This is a genomic window from Saccharothrix deserti (genome assembly GCF_009769385.1).
Taxonomy (GTDB): domain Bacteria; phylum Actinomycetota; class Actinomycetes; order Mycobacteriales; family Pseudonocardiaceae; genus Actinosynnema; species Actinosynnema deserti.
Genome location: NZ_VKAB01000081.1, coordinates 1 through 15,799 on the forward strand (window position 1 = coordinate 1; position 15,799 = coordinate 15,799).

The 15,799-nt window shown below is 70.3% G+C and carries 13 protein-coding genes; 4 read left to right on the forward strand and 9 right to left on the reverse strand.

What is annotated here, in order from left to right:
* Positions 1-77 precede the first annotated feature (77 nt).
* The 9 genes from FM051_RS47895 to FM051_RS47935 all read right to left on the reverse strand — a co-directional run bounded on the left by FM051_RS47895 (position 78) and on the right by FM051_RS47935 (position 10,549).
* Positions 78-959, reverse strand: coding sequence for an aminoglycoside phosphotransferase family protein (locus FM051_RS47895; RefSeq protein WP_158854370.1), 882 nt, complete (start codon positions 957-959; stop codon positions 78-80).
* Positions 960-1,300: 341 nt separating this feature from the next.
* Entirely contained in the window at positions 1,301-2,242 is a 942-nt protein-coding gene (locus FM051_RS47900) for a hypothetical protein (protein ID WP_202919478.1), read from the reverse strand.
* Between the two features lie 205 nt (positions 2,243-2,447).
* Positions 2,448-3,416, reverse strand: a complete 969-nt coding sequence (locus tag FM051_RS47905) for a thiopeptide-type bacteriocin biosynthesis protein (protein ID WP_158854372.1) — start codon at positions 3,414-3,416, stop codon at positions 2,448-2,450.
* Positions 3,398-4,576, reverse strand: coding sequence for a lanthionine synthetase C family protein (locus FM051_RS47910; RefSeq protein WP_158854374.1), 1,179 nt, complete (start codon positions 4,574-4,576; stop codon positions 3,398-3,400). The genes FM051_RS47905 and FM051_RS47910 overlap by 19 nt, the downstream gene beginning before the upstream one ends.
* On the reverse strand, positions 4,573-7,668 hold the full coding sequence (locus tag FM051_RS47915) for a lantibiotic dehydratase (RefSeq protein WP_158854376.1): 3,096 nt from the start codon (positions 7,666-7,668) through the stop codon (positions 4,573-4,575). Before FM051_RS47915 ends, FM051_RS47910 begins: the two co-directional genes overlap by 4 nt.
* An 80-nt stretch (positions 7,669-7,748) precedes the next feature.
* Positions 7,749-7,940 carry an FxLD family lanthipeptide gene (locus tag FM051_RS47920; RefSeq protein WP_158854378.1) on the reverse strand — a complete coding sequence of 64 codons (192 nt, stop codon included), beginning with the start codon at positions 7,938-7,940 and terminating at the stop codon, positions 7,749-7,751.
* A gap of 5 nt (positions 7,941-7,945) precedes the next feature.
* Positions 7,946-9,250 carry a methyltransferase, FxLD system gene (gene fxlM, locus FM051_RS47925; protein ID WP_202919479.1) on the reverse strand — a complete coding sequence of 435 codons (1,305 nt, stop codon included), beginning with the start codon at positions 9,248-9,250 and terminating at the stop codon, positions 7,946-7,948.
* A gap of 101 nt (positions 9,251-9,351) precedes the next feature.
* Positions 9,352-9,696, reverse strand: a complete 345-nt coding sequence (locus FM051_RS47930) for a hypothetical protein (RefSeq protein WP_158854380.1) — start codon at positions 9,694-9,696, stop codon at positions 9,352-9,354.
* Positions 9,697-9,991: 295 nt separating this feature from the next.
* Positions 9,992-10,549, reverse strand: coding sequence for a DUF4254 domain-containing protein (locus FM051_RS47935; protein ID WP_158854382.1), 558 nt, complete (start codon positions 10,547-10,549; stop codon positions 9,992-9,994).
* Between the two features lie 166 nt (positions 10,550-10,715).
* On the opposite strand from FM051_RS47935, the gene FM051_RS47940 reads away from it, so the two are divergent.
* From FM051_RS47940 to FM051_RS47955, 4 genes are all read left to right on the forward strand, one after another.
* On the forward strand, positions 10,716-12,029 hold the full coding sequence (locus FM051_RS47940; RefSeq protein WP_158854384.1) for an NsdA family TPR-like regulatory protein: 1,314 nt from the start codon (positions 10,716-10,718) through the stop codon (positions 12,027-12,029).
* A complete protein-coding gene (locus FM051_RS47945; RefSeq protein ID WP_158854385.1) occupies positions 12,026-12,904 on the forward strand; it encodes a phosphotransferase family protein in 879 nt (292 codons plus the stop codon). Before FM051_RS47940 ends, FM051_RS47945 begins: the two co-directional genes overlap by 4 nt.
* A gap of 473 nt (positions 12,905-13,377) precedes the next feature.
* Entirely contained in the window at positions 13,378-13,950 is a 573-nt protein-coding gene (locus FM051_RS47950) for a hypothetical protein (RefSeq protein ID WP_158854387.1), read from the forward strand.
* Between the two features lie 7 nt (positions 13,951-13,957).
* Positions 13,958-15,619 carry a relaxase/mobilization nuclease domain-containing protein gene (locus FM051_RS47955; protein WP_158854390.1) on the forward strand — a complete coding sequence of 554 codons (1,662 nt, stop codon included), beginning with the start codon at positions 13,958-13,960 and terminating at the stop codon, positions 15,617-15,619.
* The last annotated feature ends 180 nt before the right edge of the window (positions 15,620-15,799 follow it).

Genomic DNA, 15,799 nt, shown 5'->3' on the forward strand with positions numbered 1-15,799 from the left:
CCAGCTGAACCCTGCCGGACACGCCGGACAGGGCGTAGGCACACGCCCTCTCCGGCCTATCAGCACGTTTCCCCAGCTCAGACCGCAAACTCGCGATCACGTGTGACTACCAACTGCGGAAGGCGGGGAGCCGATTTCCTCGCATTGGTCGTGACCATGCGCAGCTCGCGGAGATCGCGCATGGTCGCTAAGCCGTCCCACTCACGGATGTCGCGGCCGTAGCGGGTGCAGAAGTTCTGGTACTCCTGCTCGGGAAAGCCGAAGCGGCGGCAGTGCACCTCGATCGTCGCCAGGTCCCACTCCACGGGGCCGATCACTGCGCTGTCCCAGTCGCAGAGCACCGGCCGGTCGTTCGCCTCGTCCCACAGCGTGTTCCGATGCTGTGGGTCGCCGTGGATCAGGCGCGGCGGGCCGTCGTAGCGCAGCTCGGGTACCGCGTCTACCAGGTGACTCCAGCGCCGCAACAGGATGTCGCGTTCAGCCGCCGAGATGATCGAGCTGGCCTGGATCGAGCGGTGGATGGCGCCGAGCGCGTCGAGTTCCGGCAGCGGCAGCGGCGGAAGCGGCACCTCGTGTAGCGCTCGGAGTGGCGCGGCCAGGTCGACGGCCGCGATCGGGCAGGTTGGAGGGAGGTAGTGCCACAGGGTCACGGCGCAGCCAGCCAGGTCCAGAGGTTGCGGGACGCCGGGGAGCAGCGGCACCGACGGCACCCCGTGCCGTGTCACCCACTCGACCAGCGACACCACCGCTGCGGTGTGGCGGATGCTCGGCCGCGCCACCTTGACGATGACCGGCGCGGTGACGAGGCGGAACACGGCGTTGGTTTGGTGCCGGAGAAGTTCGGCCCCGGTGGCGTCCAGCCCGGCCAGCTCGCAGGCGGCTTCGGCGATCAACCGGGTGCGCTCGGGCGTGAAGGTGGCTTCGGTGAGCCGGGGGAGGCTGTGACCAGAAAGCGCCATCGGAGGGTACCTCCTGTGTAGTGACCAATTCACGCAGCTCTTGGGCGGCGGCCGCCATGGACGAACTGGCCGCCCACTCGCCGTGAACCCGGAGTTCCTGGCACACGACCTGGTCGCCAACCTGCGGCGGGACGCCGAGCGGTTCCTGAACGAGACCGGCGGATACGGATTGTCGCGGACCCTGGCACCGAACTCGAGTCACGTGGGCGCAGTCGGCGTGCAGCCCCGCACCCAGAGCACCAAGACACTGTTCTGGCCCGGTTCCGGCTCTACGGCTGGTGAGCGCTGTTACGGCAGGTGGTGGGTTTTGGATGGGCTTATGTTCGATACCGCAGCGTCGATCACGCTCGCATGGCAGGATGCTCCTGCTGCGGTAGGGACGTGGCCACGACCTCGGTCGCGGCCTGTATCGAGCCGAGCAGGGACTTCAGCAGGGGCTCCGACAGCGTTCCTGCCCCCAGGCCGGAGGGGAGCAGCAGCTCGGAGAGCGCTTCGCGTTGCTCATTGGTCAAGTCCGCTTGTGTGTCGCGGTATCGGAGCACGTCGCGGGCGGCGTATCCGTCGCCAGCCTTGATCACTTCGTCGGCCGCCTGGGCAAGGACGGCGTCGGCCGCCTCGGGATCGGTGGCGCCGGCGAGTGTGGTGACGGTCAGTCCGAGCTGGGCGCGGAAGGCCGCGTAGCCGGGCATTGACTCTTGCCCGACGAAGTGCCCGATCATCGTGTAGACGTCCCGGCGTGCGGACACACCGGCCGCCTGGGTGCACATCACCTTCAGGCAGGAGGCGACCTGGAGTTCCCATGGTTGTACGGGCGTGCTTTCCGCCAGCGCCGCGTGGGCCGCCGCACCTGCTCCGTTTAGGCAGTGGGCCACGATCATGGCCTGCCGCCCCTCCATGAGGTGCAACCCGATTCCTCGGTGGGTTTGCGCGTGGGTGACTGCGTCGTCCCAACGTCCGGCGAGAGTCAGCGCGCGGATTCCGTCCCCGAGGAGGTGCAGCCATACCCATTCGCGCAGTTTGTGGTGTTCCTGGCGGGTGCCGGTGAGGTCGGTCAGCGGCAAGGTCTGCCCGTCGACGTCCAGGTCTGCATTGGACATGACGGCGCGGTACATCGCCGTCAGCAGGTGCAGCGCCTGTTCTCCGTCGCTGGCGCGTATTTGGAGTCGGGCGAGGTTGAGGACGGGTTCGAGCATGTACCTGGCCTGGAGCACGGTGAGCGGGCGGTCGGCCGCGCGGTAGATGTCGATGTGCTGCCAGCACAGGTCGCGGGCCAGGGTCGGCACGCCGCAGTCGCTGGCGATCAGCGCGGCCTTGTTCAGGGCGTGCGCCCCTTCGGCCAGACTGTCGGTGCCCTGTTGTCCTGCTGCGTGGGCGATGTCGGCGATCTCTTGGACTCGGTCCGCGAGCGAGGGGCAGGCGGGGCGGGGCCTGCCGAGGAGCGGGAAGCGGCGGGCGGCGGGCGGCGGCGAGCATCGTGGGGTCCATGGGTCAACTCCGGGGCAGGAGGGCCGCAGTCGCCGCACGGGCGAGGATGCCCTGGCTGGCGGCCGACAGGCCGAACCGGTTCCAGTGGAAGATCAGCACGTGGGTGAGGACCGCGCGGACTCCGCGGTCCAGGCGTCCTCGTGCGGCAGAGTCGCCGAGGCTGCGGCCGGCGGTCTGGAACGCGGCGAGCCAGGGCGCGGCGTGCTCGACCGGTCCACCGGAGGCGAACAGCTCGCTGGTCGGCAGGTCGGAGATCGACAACAGAACGCGCACGTTGGCCGCCAACTGTTCGATCCGTGCGGTGTCGGCTTCAGCGGGTGCGGGTCGGAGCCGGGCGACCCTGTCGAAGACGTCGCCGCATTCGAGCACGTCGAGGCCGGCGGCGCGCAGGAGACCGCTGAGCAGCAGGATCGACAGTTCGCGGCGGCCGAGGCCGGGGGCGTCGTGGCGCAGGTAGTCGATTACACCGCGGGTGTCAGCGCAGAACAGGTCGTGGGCAGCGTCCATCCCGGCAGGGCCGCCGAAGGCGGCGGTCTCCGGCTCGTACACCGTCGGCCACCACCGCGCGATTGCCCCGGCCGCGGTGATTTCGTCGAGCACGTGGTCGACTGCGACGATGTCCGCGCCGTGCAGGCGCAGCCGCCAGCAGGGGTGCTTGCGCAGGAACCACCACCCGCCCACCGCCCCAGCGGCCTGGAGGTGATCCAGGAGCGGCCCGAGTTGCGCCGCGCCCACGGCCTCGGCGGTGGACCAGTCGGGGAATTCGACGCGCACCTGGTACCAGTCGTGTTCTGCATGTCGTTCCAGCGCCGCGAGGCCCGCCGCCTGGTAGACGTACACGGCTTCGTCGAGGTCGGCGCGGTCCAGGCCGCGGTTCGCCGCAACGGTCTTCAGGTCGGTGCCCGCGAGCACGGCGAGCACACTGGCGGCGAGTTCGTGCGGGGACGTTGTGGTCAGGTGATCAGCAAACATGCGTCCCATCCCGTGTGCGGTGGCTCGGCGTGTTGGGTGGTTTCCAGCGCCAGTCCCACTCCGGCGCCTCCGGTCAGCAGTCCGCCCTCGTCCGCCTGGTCGCCGAGCAATCGGGCGTGCCGGGCGAGCTGGGTGGCCAGTGCCGGGAGGCGTCGCCCGATGGCGGGGTTCCGCGCGTCGCGGGCGGCCCGGTAGGCGGTCTGATAAACCCCGGCGATGCCGTGGCACAGGCCCGGTTCGGTGATCCGGTCGAGCTGCGTATCGGTCAGGCTCGCAGCTAAGGCTTCCTCGGCGGCTTCCTGGCGTCGCGGGTCGTCGGTGGCGATGGCGGCGAGTTGTTGAGCGCGGGCGATGCCGACCGTGCCGTAGCACCAGGATGGTCGGCCTGGTGCGGATTGGGTGTGACTGCCGGTACGCAGTTCCTCGCGGGTGATCCATTGCGGCCACCACGGTCCGTCCGCCGAGTCCTGCTGCCACTGGTCGAACCAGGCGGCCAGGACAGCGATCGCCTCGTGTTGGCCGTCGACCACGCAGCCGTGGGTGGTGGCGAGGGCGAGCAGGGCGAGCAGCCCGGCCGCACCGTGCGCCATCCCGAAGTTCGCGTGCCCACCGGGGGTCGGCAGGATCTCGTCCGGGTCGTGGGCCACCCACCACCCTGGCAGCTCGACGCCGTCTTGGCGGCGCGGCTCGGTCAGGGCGACCACATACCGCAGGATCCCGGCGAGGACGTCGCTTCCGGGGTTGTGGCGCACCAGCAACGCACCGATTCCGGTCAGCCCGTAGAAGAGGTCGAACTCGGCGAACGTGGTGGCCTCGCCGCGCTCGATCCTGCCCGCGGCGGTCGCCAGACGCCGATGAGCCAGACGCAGCACGTGCTCGTCCAGCGCCTCGCAGGCCGCGCGGTAGCGAGGATGCCTGTCGGAGGCGCTGTGCAACATGAACGCGATCGCCGGTGCCCCGTAGTACAGGCCGGCGTGTTCGGCGGCGTCGATCGGCCCGCCCGTCGCTTGCCGGATGTGGGACAGGGCGGTTTCCCAGCTTCCGGAGCCGGTCCAGGCTCGCTCGATGTGCAGCAGCGCCGTCCCGGCCGCGCCTCGGGCCAGGGATTGACCGGCCGCTTCGTCGGCGGTGAGCGTGACCGCGCCGGGGTCGGAGTTCATCGGGCACCGGCCAGGGCGAGGCGGCGCAGCGCGGCGCCGCGGGTGAGTCGGCCGGTCTCCTTCTCGAACGTCGGATCGACGCCGACGGCACGGACGTGGTGCTCGTGCAGCAGGGTGCGCAGCACGGTGCCCGGATCGCGTTGTTGCTGTGTGAGGGCATGGTGGTAGGTGGTCAGCGTGGTGTCGCGGGCAGTCCAGGCCGCAGCGACCGCTTCACCGCCGGGCAGGGCGCGGACGGCTCGATATCCGTCGTCAGGGTCGGCCAGATCGAGCGCGTGGTCGCGCAATGTCCGGTCCAGCGGGCCGTGTTCCCTGCGCAGGCATCCGACGAGCGCCCGGTACCCAGTCTGCGGGTCGGGGGCGAAGGACGCGGCCAGATGTGCCATCGACGCGGCGGCCAATGCCTGGGCGGGAATCCCGGATGCCTGGGAGGTCGTGATCTGTGCGATGGCGGCCGCGGTGTCGGCGGTGAACATGTCCTCGGCGGCGGCCAGCGCCGGGCCTTCGCCGTAGCGAGCGGGGTGTTGCGGGTGGGAGGCGAGGGTGAGCTGGCACGGAAGACCGCGCGCGTGCAGGTCGGCCGCAAAGGCGGCCACTCTGGCGGCGACCGGCCCGTACTGTTCGGGGCTGGTTAGGCGCAACAACACGGCCAGGTGCTGATCGGATTCGGGTCGGATCATGTCGCGGTGCCGTCGTACCCACCACGGCCCGACCAGACCGTCAAGGCTGTCGACGAACGCGGGCAGGTGGGCGGTGAGAATCTCGTCGAACCGCGCGGGATTGCCCACCAACTGCGCGTGCACGATGGCGGAGCCACCCGGTCGAAGGACCGCACCGGGGGCCGCAGTTGCCGGAAGCGGCCGTGAGGACGGGGTGGTCGCGGTCATCGGGATCAGCAACTCCGCTGGACGTCCGATCCAGCCCTGGCCGTCGGGTGGGCCGTCATCTTGCAGCTCGATCCGCTCGGCCCGCTCCACCTGTGCGCGAAGTAAGGCGCGGTCCAACTCCTGATCGAGGTCGAGCGGCAGGCGCAGTTCGCCGTGGCACAGCACGACCCGTGCCGGTACCCGCCACCGCTGCCGCCAGGAACGCAGCGAGTCCTTCTGCCAACCGGATAAGTCTGAACCGCTGAGGATCCAGCGGGCAGCGGAGAGCACCGTGCGCCGATACCGGATGCGGGGCACGTAGGGCAGAGTGCGGGCGGCACCCAGATCGAATCCTCGGAATACCGCGTTGCGCGCGTCGGCGACCTCGGCGAGGAACCGGGCCAGCGGCGGAGTCTGGACGGCGGTGTCCAGGGCGTGCGGAATTCGGGGGATCACCCGTCGGCCGGTGGAACGCTGGACCAGGTACATCTGGTCGGCGTCGGCTGTGACCGCCAGGTCGTCCACGCTGATCACGCCGAGATGTGGGTGTGCCGGGTCGGGATGTTCCGAGAGTGGTAGGACGTCCGAGAGCAGCGGCTGGACGCGCACCACGTTCTCGTTGTGCGGGCGGCGTGGTGGAAACGACAACTGCACCGCAACCGTCCCGTCCTGCGTTGAGTTCTCGGGTTCTGCGGCGTAGGTCGCTGCCAGCCGTGCGCGGTCGGCGTCGTCGAGCAGGTGGGCGAACCGTGCAGCCATGCTGGTGGGGACGCGCGGTGCGGCGGTAACTCGAAGTTGAAAATCACCTCGGTCGATCGCCTGGGTCGAGGCGGCGTACACCGCGACACCGAGTTCGACACGCTGCGGCGCGATGATGTCGGCGTGCTCCCCGACGGTCAATGCCTCGATGTCCGTGTCGGTCAGCGTGATCTCCTCGGCACCACCCACCGTGGCCTGCTGAATCAACGCCATGAGGGCGGCGTCACGTTCGGTCAGCATCCGCCAAGCGGGCCTGGCGCGTGGCGCACCGAGGTACCCGGCTGGGTAGCCGAGCCCAGAGTCGGCAACCAACTCCAGCACCGGCACCAGCGCACCGGGACCGTAATGAGCACGGAACCGGGCGTGGTAGTCCAGCCAGGCCGCCGAACCGAACGGCTGAGTGCCCACCCGCAGCAGAACACCGGCGGCGACCGTCGCCTCGGTCAGCACCCGTTCAGGAACGGTGATCATCGCGTCCAGCCGCACGTCAGCGGCAAAGACATGACCGGCATCCGGGACCACGGCGGTCATCTGCGTGCCGAGGGCCTTCCGGATCTCAATGGTCCGCATACGGTCGGTGGTGCTGTTGTGATGGGCCAGGCGGGTACTGATCCCGTCGAGTTCCTGCAACAGCTCGGCGACGTCGGACAGGTTCTCTCCCCCTGCCACACGCAGCGCGCGGACCAGGTGGGACAAGGCGTCAACGGTCGTCATCGGAGGGCGAAGGCTCGTGATCAACAGGCCGCCGTCGACCAGGCCGTGCAGTAGCGCATAGATCTTGTCCGGGGAGGCGGACGGGAACCGGGCGGTCATCTCGGCGGCGAGCGCGTCGAACCGGATCGGTAAGCCCGCTGCGGCCAAGGCGAACTGCACGGGCCGGTTGAGCCGTACCGAGGACTCCCGCAGCGGTCCTGGTGTGGAGGCACCGACCTCGGCCCGCCGATGCACGATGACGCGGCCGTCGCGCACGATCCTCGCGTTGTCGGCCACGACCGTCAGGCGCGGACGCAGGCCCGGATGCCGTTCGAGCCGGTCGATCAGCGTTGTGGCCCACTCGGCGTCCGCGCGCAGCACGGCCCGGTGCCCGCCGCCCACCTCGGCCTTCGCGGGCCCGATGGCGGCGGCGGTGATTCCGGCGAACAGTCCGAACGGGGTCGCGCGCCGCTGCCAGCGCAGCAGGTAGGACGCCACGGAGACGATGGCGCGGCGCAACTCCTTCACCGGGTGCGGCCCGGCACCCGTGTCGAGGAGTTGGTCGAGGCGCGCACCGAGGACGGGGCTGGCCAGATGCAGCGCCTCGCGGACCTCCTGGCGCGCCCACACCTTCGTCAACCAAGCCCGGCCCTCCTGCTCGACCGCCGCGGGGTCGGACAGGTCCAGGTGCGTCGGAGGGTCGAGGTCGCCGGGGTCTGTGGTGGCACGGACCAGGACAAGGCCGGTGTGCCGGTAGCGGGTGGACACGGTCATGGTGATCGGCTCTCCTCGCCCGGTCGGCTGGCCGCCGCCGTCGGCGCCCGAGGGTTCGGGCGCCGACGGCAGAGGCTGGGTCAGAACGGGTCGTTGGAGCCGGTGCTGCACGCGCTGGTGCCGCAGGTGTTGCCGCAGCCGTCGCTCGTGTCGCACATCATGATCACGAGCTGGGTGGTGGACTCCACCACACGCATGTCGAGCTCGAACTCCGCGTCGTCGACGGCGGAATCCTCAAGCTCCGGGCTGGCGACGGTCAGCATTGGCGACATCGGTTTCACTCCTCACTTTCGGGGTTGTGCAGGGAATCCGGGCCAGCTGCGGTGTTCGCCGCCTGCGGCCAGGAGATCGTGACCAGGCCGTGCGTCTTCTCCAGCACCGCCGCGCCCTCGTCGATCCGGGTCCGGTCACTACCGGTCGGCCAGTAGGCGAACGTGGGAGCCGCGTCGCGGGCCTGGCGGTCCCACGCCTGGATCTGTTCGACCATCGTGGTGGCGGCGGCCTCGCCGTGTGCTCCGTAGGCCCGCGCCCCGAACTCGACTCCGGAACCGTCCAGCGCCGGGCGTACCGCCAGGTAGGCGAAGGAGTCACCGCGCACGACACCGAAGGGGAACCAGCTCTTGCGTTCGGAGGCCAGGTCGGTCCCCTCGTCCACGGCCAGCTTGCAGAAGCCGGGCAGGAAGCCGGCGAACCACAGGTGCAGGTCGGCGAACGACACGCCGTGCCTGACGGTGACGCCGGACCAGACCTCGGTGCGCTCCGTGGCCAGGACACCGTCCAGGAGGCTCATGTCCTGCGGCACGTCGCCGTCGAAGCGGAGCTTGACGTCGTGGCCGTGCGCGTCGGGGAGCAGGAAGATTCGCTCGTCGTGCGCACCCGATCCCTGCATCGGGACGAACCCGCACACCTCGGCCGAGGTGCTGACCAGGTGGTCGCCTTCACGGCGGAACGCGATCGAGCGGGTGATGCCGTTCATCCGCAGCGGGACGACGATCGTGCCGTTCTCGGACAACTGCTCAAGCCAGGTCGGCGAGAGGTCCCACGCCCCGACCGTCACGAGGATCGCGTCGACCGGTTCGTGCAGTTCGGGCACAGGGTTCTCGGCGTCGGCCTGGACAACCGTGACCCGGCTGCCGTACCCGGTGGCGTCCAGCAGGACGCGGGCCCGGTCGGTCACCTCAAGGTCGATGTCCACGCTGACGACACGCCCGCGCGGACCGACGACCTCGGCCAGCAGCGCGGCGTTGTAGCCCCCGGACCCGATCTCCAACACGCTCATGTCGGGCCCGAGCCCGGCTTGCTCGATCATCCGCGCCTGGATGAACGGCGCGCTGGTCGAGGAGATGATCACGCCGTCCTGGTCGGTCTTGATAGCCACCGAGTCGGCGGCGTTGTAGGCCACCTCCAGGGGCGTGCCTTCGGGGACGAACAGGTGCCGAGGCACCGTGCGGAATGCCCGCTCCACGACCGGTGAGGTGATCATGCCGTCCGAGAGGAGCTTGTCCGTCAGGGCGTTGCGGATCTCGGTCGCCCTGTCGGAGTCGGTGGACGGGCCGGTGTTGTGGTCTCGCAGTGTGTTCACCTGGTCACCTTTTCAGAGGGTTCTGCTGCGCAAGTGCGGCTCGCGGACGAGGTCATGCGACCGGAGGAACGCACCGCGTCGGGGGCGGCGCGTTCCTCCGGTCAGGAGGCCCCCAGCACGGCGACGGACGACCGCCGGTCGACTGCCGCGTGCCGACCGGTCGCGGCCGTGGGAGGGCCGTCGGTGACCAGGTGCTGGTGGGCGGTGGTCCACACCGTGCACGGTGATCTCCGTGCACGGAACTGGCCGGAGCACTGCCGACAGCGGCCGCGCCCGTCGAGTGCGTGCTGGTCGAGCAAAGCGCGCCATGCGGCGGTAAGACGCGCGATCTCGGAGTCGGCCAACGCCGCACGGCATCGGAGGTCGCCCTCACCGACCAGGGCGTCGAGGTGGTCGAGGTGGTCGAACACGGCCTTGCGCATGGCCGTGAGCGGTGCTTCAGCCATTCGAGACCTCCTCGGTGGGCCAGGGCTGTTGCTTCGTGGTGGCTGGTGGCCACAGCCGCGGGTGGAGGTCGACCGGCACCAGGTCGGCGAGCCGGACTCCGGCGGCGATCACCATGTGCGCCGCGTCGTGGAATGGGGGACACGGCCACGACCGAGCGGAGCAGATCGGGCAGACGAGCTGTTGACCAGTTGAGGGGAGGTGGGTGGTGAGTTCGTCGACGGCCGTCGCGACGCGACCGACGGGGCTGTCGACTGCCACGACGACGGCGACGACATCGCGTGTCCCGTCCACGTCTCATGCCGCCACGTCGCGGTCGGTGAGCGCCTGGTAGATCGGCAGTCGGCGACGGCCGCCCAGCAGGTCGGTCACCAGGTCGTCGTAGCCGATGCACAGCTCTCCCAGCCGGTGCAGCGCGAGCTTCGCCGGATCACGCGCGGCCGGGTTGTCGTCCTCGGCCAGCAGCCGGGACCGGACCCACGCCGCGGCCAGGCGGTCAACCAACTGCCCCAGGTTCTCGGTGTGCAGCAGCCGCGCGCTGGATTCGCCGAACTGCCTTCCCGCCCAGGCGTCGATCCGCTCGACCAGCACCGATCGGGTGACATCGTGGTCGTGGATCGCACGGAGGGCCGCTGCGGCCACGTGGTCGTCGCCGCGCGGGTCGCTGATGATCTGCTGGGCCTCGGCGCGTGTCCGATTCTCGGTACCCAGGTCTGCCGCCAAGGCCAGCACCGGGTGCAGGCCGTTGACCTCATGAGGACTGCTGAAGGCGCGAACCACCAGCGACGCACGCGGGATGACGCCGGCTGCGGCGGTGTTCGCCGTTCCACCCTGCTCAAGCGCGGTCTCCGTCATGCCACCAACCGTGCCCGCGATCCGCATTGCTGCGGACACCAGGAACCGGGGATGTCAAGGGGAGGATTCGGGGAGGGTTGCAATCCTCCCCATTCGCGGAGCAGTACCCGTTTCGTCACGTTGCGTGTCACGATGGCCCTGGTCACACCCATGGGAGGCCGGACCAGTGCCCACGGCAAACGATCAGCTGCGGCAGGCGCGTGAACGCACCGCCTCGCCCACACAGCCCGGCGAGTGCCTGTCCCGGCAAGAGCTTGCCGACCTGGTCAACGCCTACATCTGGCGTCATTACGAGCGGAAGGTCGAGCTCGACGCCAACTATCTGGGCAAGCTCGAACGCGGCGACATCCGTTGGCCCGGAGCGCTGTATCGCGAGGCACTGCGCGTCACCCTTGGTGCTTCCAGCGACGCCGCGCTGGGCTTCAGCAACCGCCGCCGCACGGTGGTAAAGCTGGCGACCGTGGACCGAAAGCAATTCCTGCGCACCGCCGCCCTCGGCGTCGGCACTCTCGCGCTCGCCCCGGTCGCCGCCCTGCTGGAGGGCACCCAGCCGACTGCGGCTCCCGCCCGCATCGGGCAGACCGAGATCGAGCAGATCCACACCGCGGCACGCGTGTTCGCCGGGTGGGACCACACCTACGGCGGCGGCCTGGCCCGCGAAGCCGTCCTTGCCCAACTCCGGTTCTCCGCCGACCTGCTGGAAGCCAGCTACCCGGCCAGACTGCGCGGCCCTCTCCACAGCGCCGTGGGCTATCTCGCCCACACCTGCGCCTTCATGGCCTTCGACGCCTATGCCCACGACGACGCCCGCCGCGTGTTCCAGTTCGGCTTGGCCTGCGCCGAGGAGGCGCAGGACTGGCACCTGCGCGCCAAGATCCTGTCCTCGATGGCCCGGCAGGCGATCTGGGTCGGCAAGCCCGACGAGGGCCTGACGTTGACCGAGCACGCGTTGGTCCGCTCCGACCGGCTCACGGCGACCGAGCGGGCGATGCTGCACACCGCCCACGCCCGAGCCTTGGCGAAGATGGGCCGCGTCCGGGAAACGCTGATCGCGGTCGGCACCGCCGATGACCACTTCGCCCACCGCAACCCGGCCAACGACGCGCCGTGGATGGGCTACTACGACGCCGCCCAACATGCGGGCGACACCGGCCACGCCTTGTTCGATCTGGCCGTCCAGGGCCGCTCCCCCGCAGAAGCCACGGCACGGTTCTCCACGGCCGTCGCCGGACACACCGCCGCCTACGCGCGATCACGCACGATGTCTCAGATCAAGCTGGCCTCGCTGACGATGGCCACCGGTGACCCGCGCGAAGCCGCGGTGATCGGCTCCGCAGCACTGGACGCCGCCGACGCTATCCGCTCCAACCGCGCCGTAGACGACCTACGCGAGCTGGCACGTCACGGTCAGCGGCACCGAGCAATACCCGATGTGGAAGCCCTTCGGCACCGCATCACGACCCTGGTGCTGGCCACGTGAGCACCGAGCACCGCGCCGTGCTGGCCGAAGCTTGCGCACAGATCAGGATCGACTCCAGCGGCGCCGAGCCGATCCGGCTGGGCGAGAACGCCTTGTTCCGGCTCCCCGGCGACGTGGTGGCACGTATAACCCGTCCCGGACAGCTCGCCGCCGCCACCCGCGAAGTCCTCATCGCCCAATGGCTGGCCGAGCACGACGTTCCTGCCGTTCGAGCGCTGAAGGACATCGGGCAGCCCGTACAGGTCGGTGACAGGGCGGTGACCTTCTGGGAGGAGCTTCCTCCTCACCGCCACGGCACTCCGGCCGAGGTCGCCACAGCGATCCGCCGACTCCACGATCTACCTGTCCCGAACGACGTTCCCTTCGCCGCCCTCGACCCCTTCGTCCGGCTGAGCGAGCGCATCGACGCTGCCCGAACCCTCACTGGCACGGACCTAGACTGGCTTCGCGAACGCGTGGCTTCACTACAGGCCCGATACGCCGAACTCCCCGCCGGACTGCCGCATTGCGTGGTTCACGGTGACGCTTGGGTCGGCAACGTCGTAGCGACCGACGACGGCCAAGTGGTCCTGCTCGACCTCGAACGCTGCTCCGTCGGCCCTCCCGAGTGGGATCTCGTCAGCACCGCCATCAAGCACACCAGCTTCAACTGGATCACCGCCGAGGACTACCGCGACTTCTGCGACCGCTACGGCTACGACGTCACCGGCTGGTCCGGCTTCGAACTGCTCCGCGACATCCGCGAACTACGCATGGCGTCCTACGTCGCCCAACGTGCCGCCGAAAACCCCGACGCCCGCGCGGAGGCCAGCCTCCGTGTCGCATACCTCCGCGGCCAGACAACGCGGCCTTGGCAGTGGACTCCAGCGCTATGAATGGGCAGGCCGAGTTCGCGGTAGGCCGGAGGCTGGCGGCTGGGAAACAGGCAGCGGTGCTGTCGACCTCAGTGCCCTACGAACCCGAACGGTGAACCGCCACTCGAGTCGCAGATCCTTGTCGACGACCGGATCGCGTGGTGGTGTGGTCAGCTCGACGAGACCACCTACGGCCTCGTGTCGTCCCTGCCGGGGAGGGCGCGGACCGGCTGCTGTACCTGCTGCGCCCAATGGCGGTGTCCGTTCAGGCCGGTGACTCGGACCCGACCCCGATGCACCCCGACCGGAAGTTGATCAGCCGTTGAGGCGGAGGCAAGATGTCCTCTCCAGCTAGCTGCGCTAGCCGGAGAGGAAGTGCCTGATCACGGCCGTGCAGACACCGGAGATGCAGCCAGCGCGCGGGTAGGGTCGCCGGTGTGGGGCGCGGCGCGTCGGGGGGCGCGGCGAACGCCCCGACAGGTCGGGGGGGCCTGATGCACGACGCACACCACGACCACGCGCACCCTGGTGCGCCCGACACCACGGCGGGACCGCCGGACGCGGCGGACGGCGACGGCGTGCTGCCGCCGTCGGTGGCGGACCTGCTGGGCCCGACCGGGCACCTGACGCCGGTGCGCAACGGCCGCAAGCGGCAGGTGCTCATCCGGTTCACCACCGCCGAGCTAGCCGAGGTCGAGCACCGCGCTGCGGCGTTGGCCCAGCGACTGGGTCTGCCCGTGGACGTCGCGGCGTTCTGTCACCTGGCCGCCCGGTTCCCGCTCGACACGGGCGCCGGCATGGCCGGGCGGGAGCGGGCGCGGTTGTCACGGGAGGACGCGCTGGACCTGGCGGCCGACCTCGCGCACGTGCGGCGCATGCTCTACGGCGCGGACACCAACCTCAACCAGCTCGCGCGCGCCGCCAACAGCGGCCAAGCCGTCGGCCCGATGGAGACCACCGCCGCATGGCAGCGTCACGACCAGGCGGTGGCCAGGCTCAACGCCTGGCTGGACCTGCTGGACCAGCGCCGCCTGGTGCACCGCGCGCCCAAGCAGCGGCGACCGTGAGGCCGGGATGCTTCCCAAGCTGCTGCCGCGCCACCACGGGCTGACCGACACGATCAAGTACCTGTTCGCCGTCGGCGACCACCTGGCCCACACCGACCCACACCTGGTGGCGGCGTGGGACACGACCCTGCTGGAGTTCCCCGACACCGTCCGGCCGGGCACGGTCGAGCGCCGCGAGCTGGTGCGCCGGCTGGACGCGCCGCGCCGCCAACGCGACAAGCACGTCAAGGCCGGGCACGTGCTGCACGTACCGATCTCCGCGCACAGCGACGACGGCCTGCTGGGCGACAAGGTGTGGCGCGAGCTGGCGGAAGAGTTCGTCACCCGGCTGGGCCTTGCGGGGTGCAGGTGGGTGGCGGTGCACCACGGGACGTCAAAGTCGGGCAACGACCACATCCACCTGGTGGTGCAACTGGTCGGCGAGGACGGCCGCGTCGCCAGGTTGGACCACAGCAAACGCAAGGCCCGCGCCTGGGCGCTGGAGGTCGAGCAACGGCTGGGCCTGGTACGCACCGGGCGGTCGGGCACCGGCGCCCGGGAGCTGACCCGTGCCGAACACGAACGCGCCACGCGCACCGGCGTCGAACCGCAACGTCGTACCCTGGAACGCCGGGTCCGGGCCGCCGCGACCAGCAGCCACAACCCCGGTGAGTTCGTCGAAAGCCTCCAGCGGGCCGGGGTACACGTCGACCTGGTCCTGGACGAGGGGAACCGGCGGGTCGTCGGCTACACCGTGGCGCTGGACGAGGGCCAAGTGCTCGACGGAGGGCCGGTGCTGCGGCTGGCCGGCGGGCAGCTTGCCCGCGACCTGACCACCGGCGAACTGGTCGACCGGTGGCGCGCGGCGCTGCCGCCGCTCGGATCCACCGACGACTCGGCACAGGCTGGCGACCTGCTCGCCGAACACCGGGCGACGCGGGACCGGTCGCTGGTCCAGTACCTGACCTCGCCGCACGAGTGGCGGCCGAGGCCGCCGGACCGGCCGCTGCGCCCGTCGGGTGTGCGCTACGCCGAGGCCAAGCTGCACGACGCGCTGACGCTGCTCGACACCCTGGTCGATGGCGAGTTCGACAGGCCGGTGGACGCCGCGCGACGGCACCACGTGCTGGACCAGGCGGCGGGCATCGCCGCGGTGGTCTCAGTGCTCGTGCCGGTCCGCCATGTCGACGACCAAGGCCGCCGGGTCGACCAGGACGCCCGCGCCGTCGCCGACCACTTGGCCGCCGCCGCACGCCTGTCCCACCCGACACCGACCCGGCGTCCGGCTCGTCGACCCGACCCGTTGTTGCCGGAGCTGGCGTCGGTGGCGCGCACGATGGCCCGTGCCGTCGGTGACCCGGAGCTGGCGTTGCTGCTGCTGGTCATGGTCGTGCTCGCCGTGCTGATCATCGCGGTTAGCGAGTGGTTCGCCTCGCGGGCGCGCGGGGAGGCAGGGGCGCACGTGCACGCCGCCGCCGACCGGCTGCGCCCCTATGAAGCCGACGCGGCCACGCTGCGTACGCCCCGGAGCGTGCGACGCCTGGGCAGCACCGGGCAGCGGCAGGATCCGGCGGTGCAGGTGCTTGATGACGGGCGTCAGCGAGTGGCGCGGGCACAGGTCCGACTCGCCGAGCGAGCGAAGGTCCGTGTCGACCCGAATCAGTCGCACCGCGGCGGCCGGTCCCTGTGAATGTGCGAAGCACCCCGACGACACCGATCAGCGGACAGCTTGAGGGGGCGGTCGGGACTTCACCCCGGATGTTGGACACGGGGTTATGCGGCTGGGGTCAGCGTAGCGGGTGTTGGGGTGAGGCTGTTCTCGTAGTCGATCGGGGACTTCTGGCCGAGGTGGGAGTGGCGTCGTCGGGTG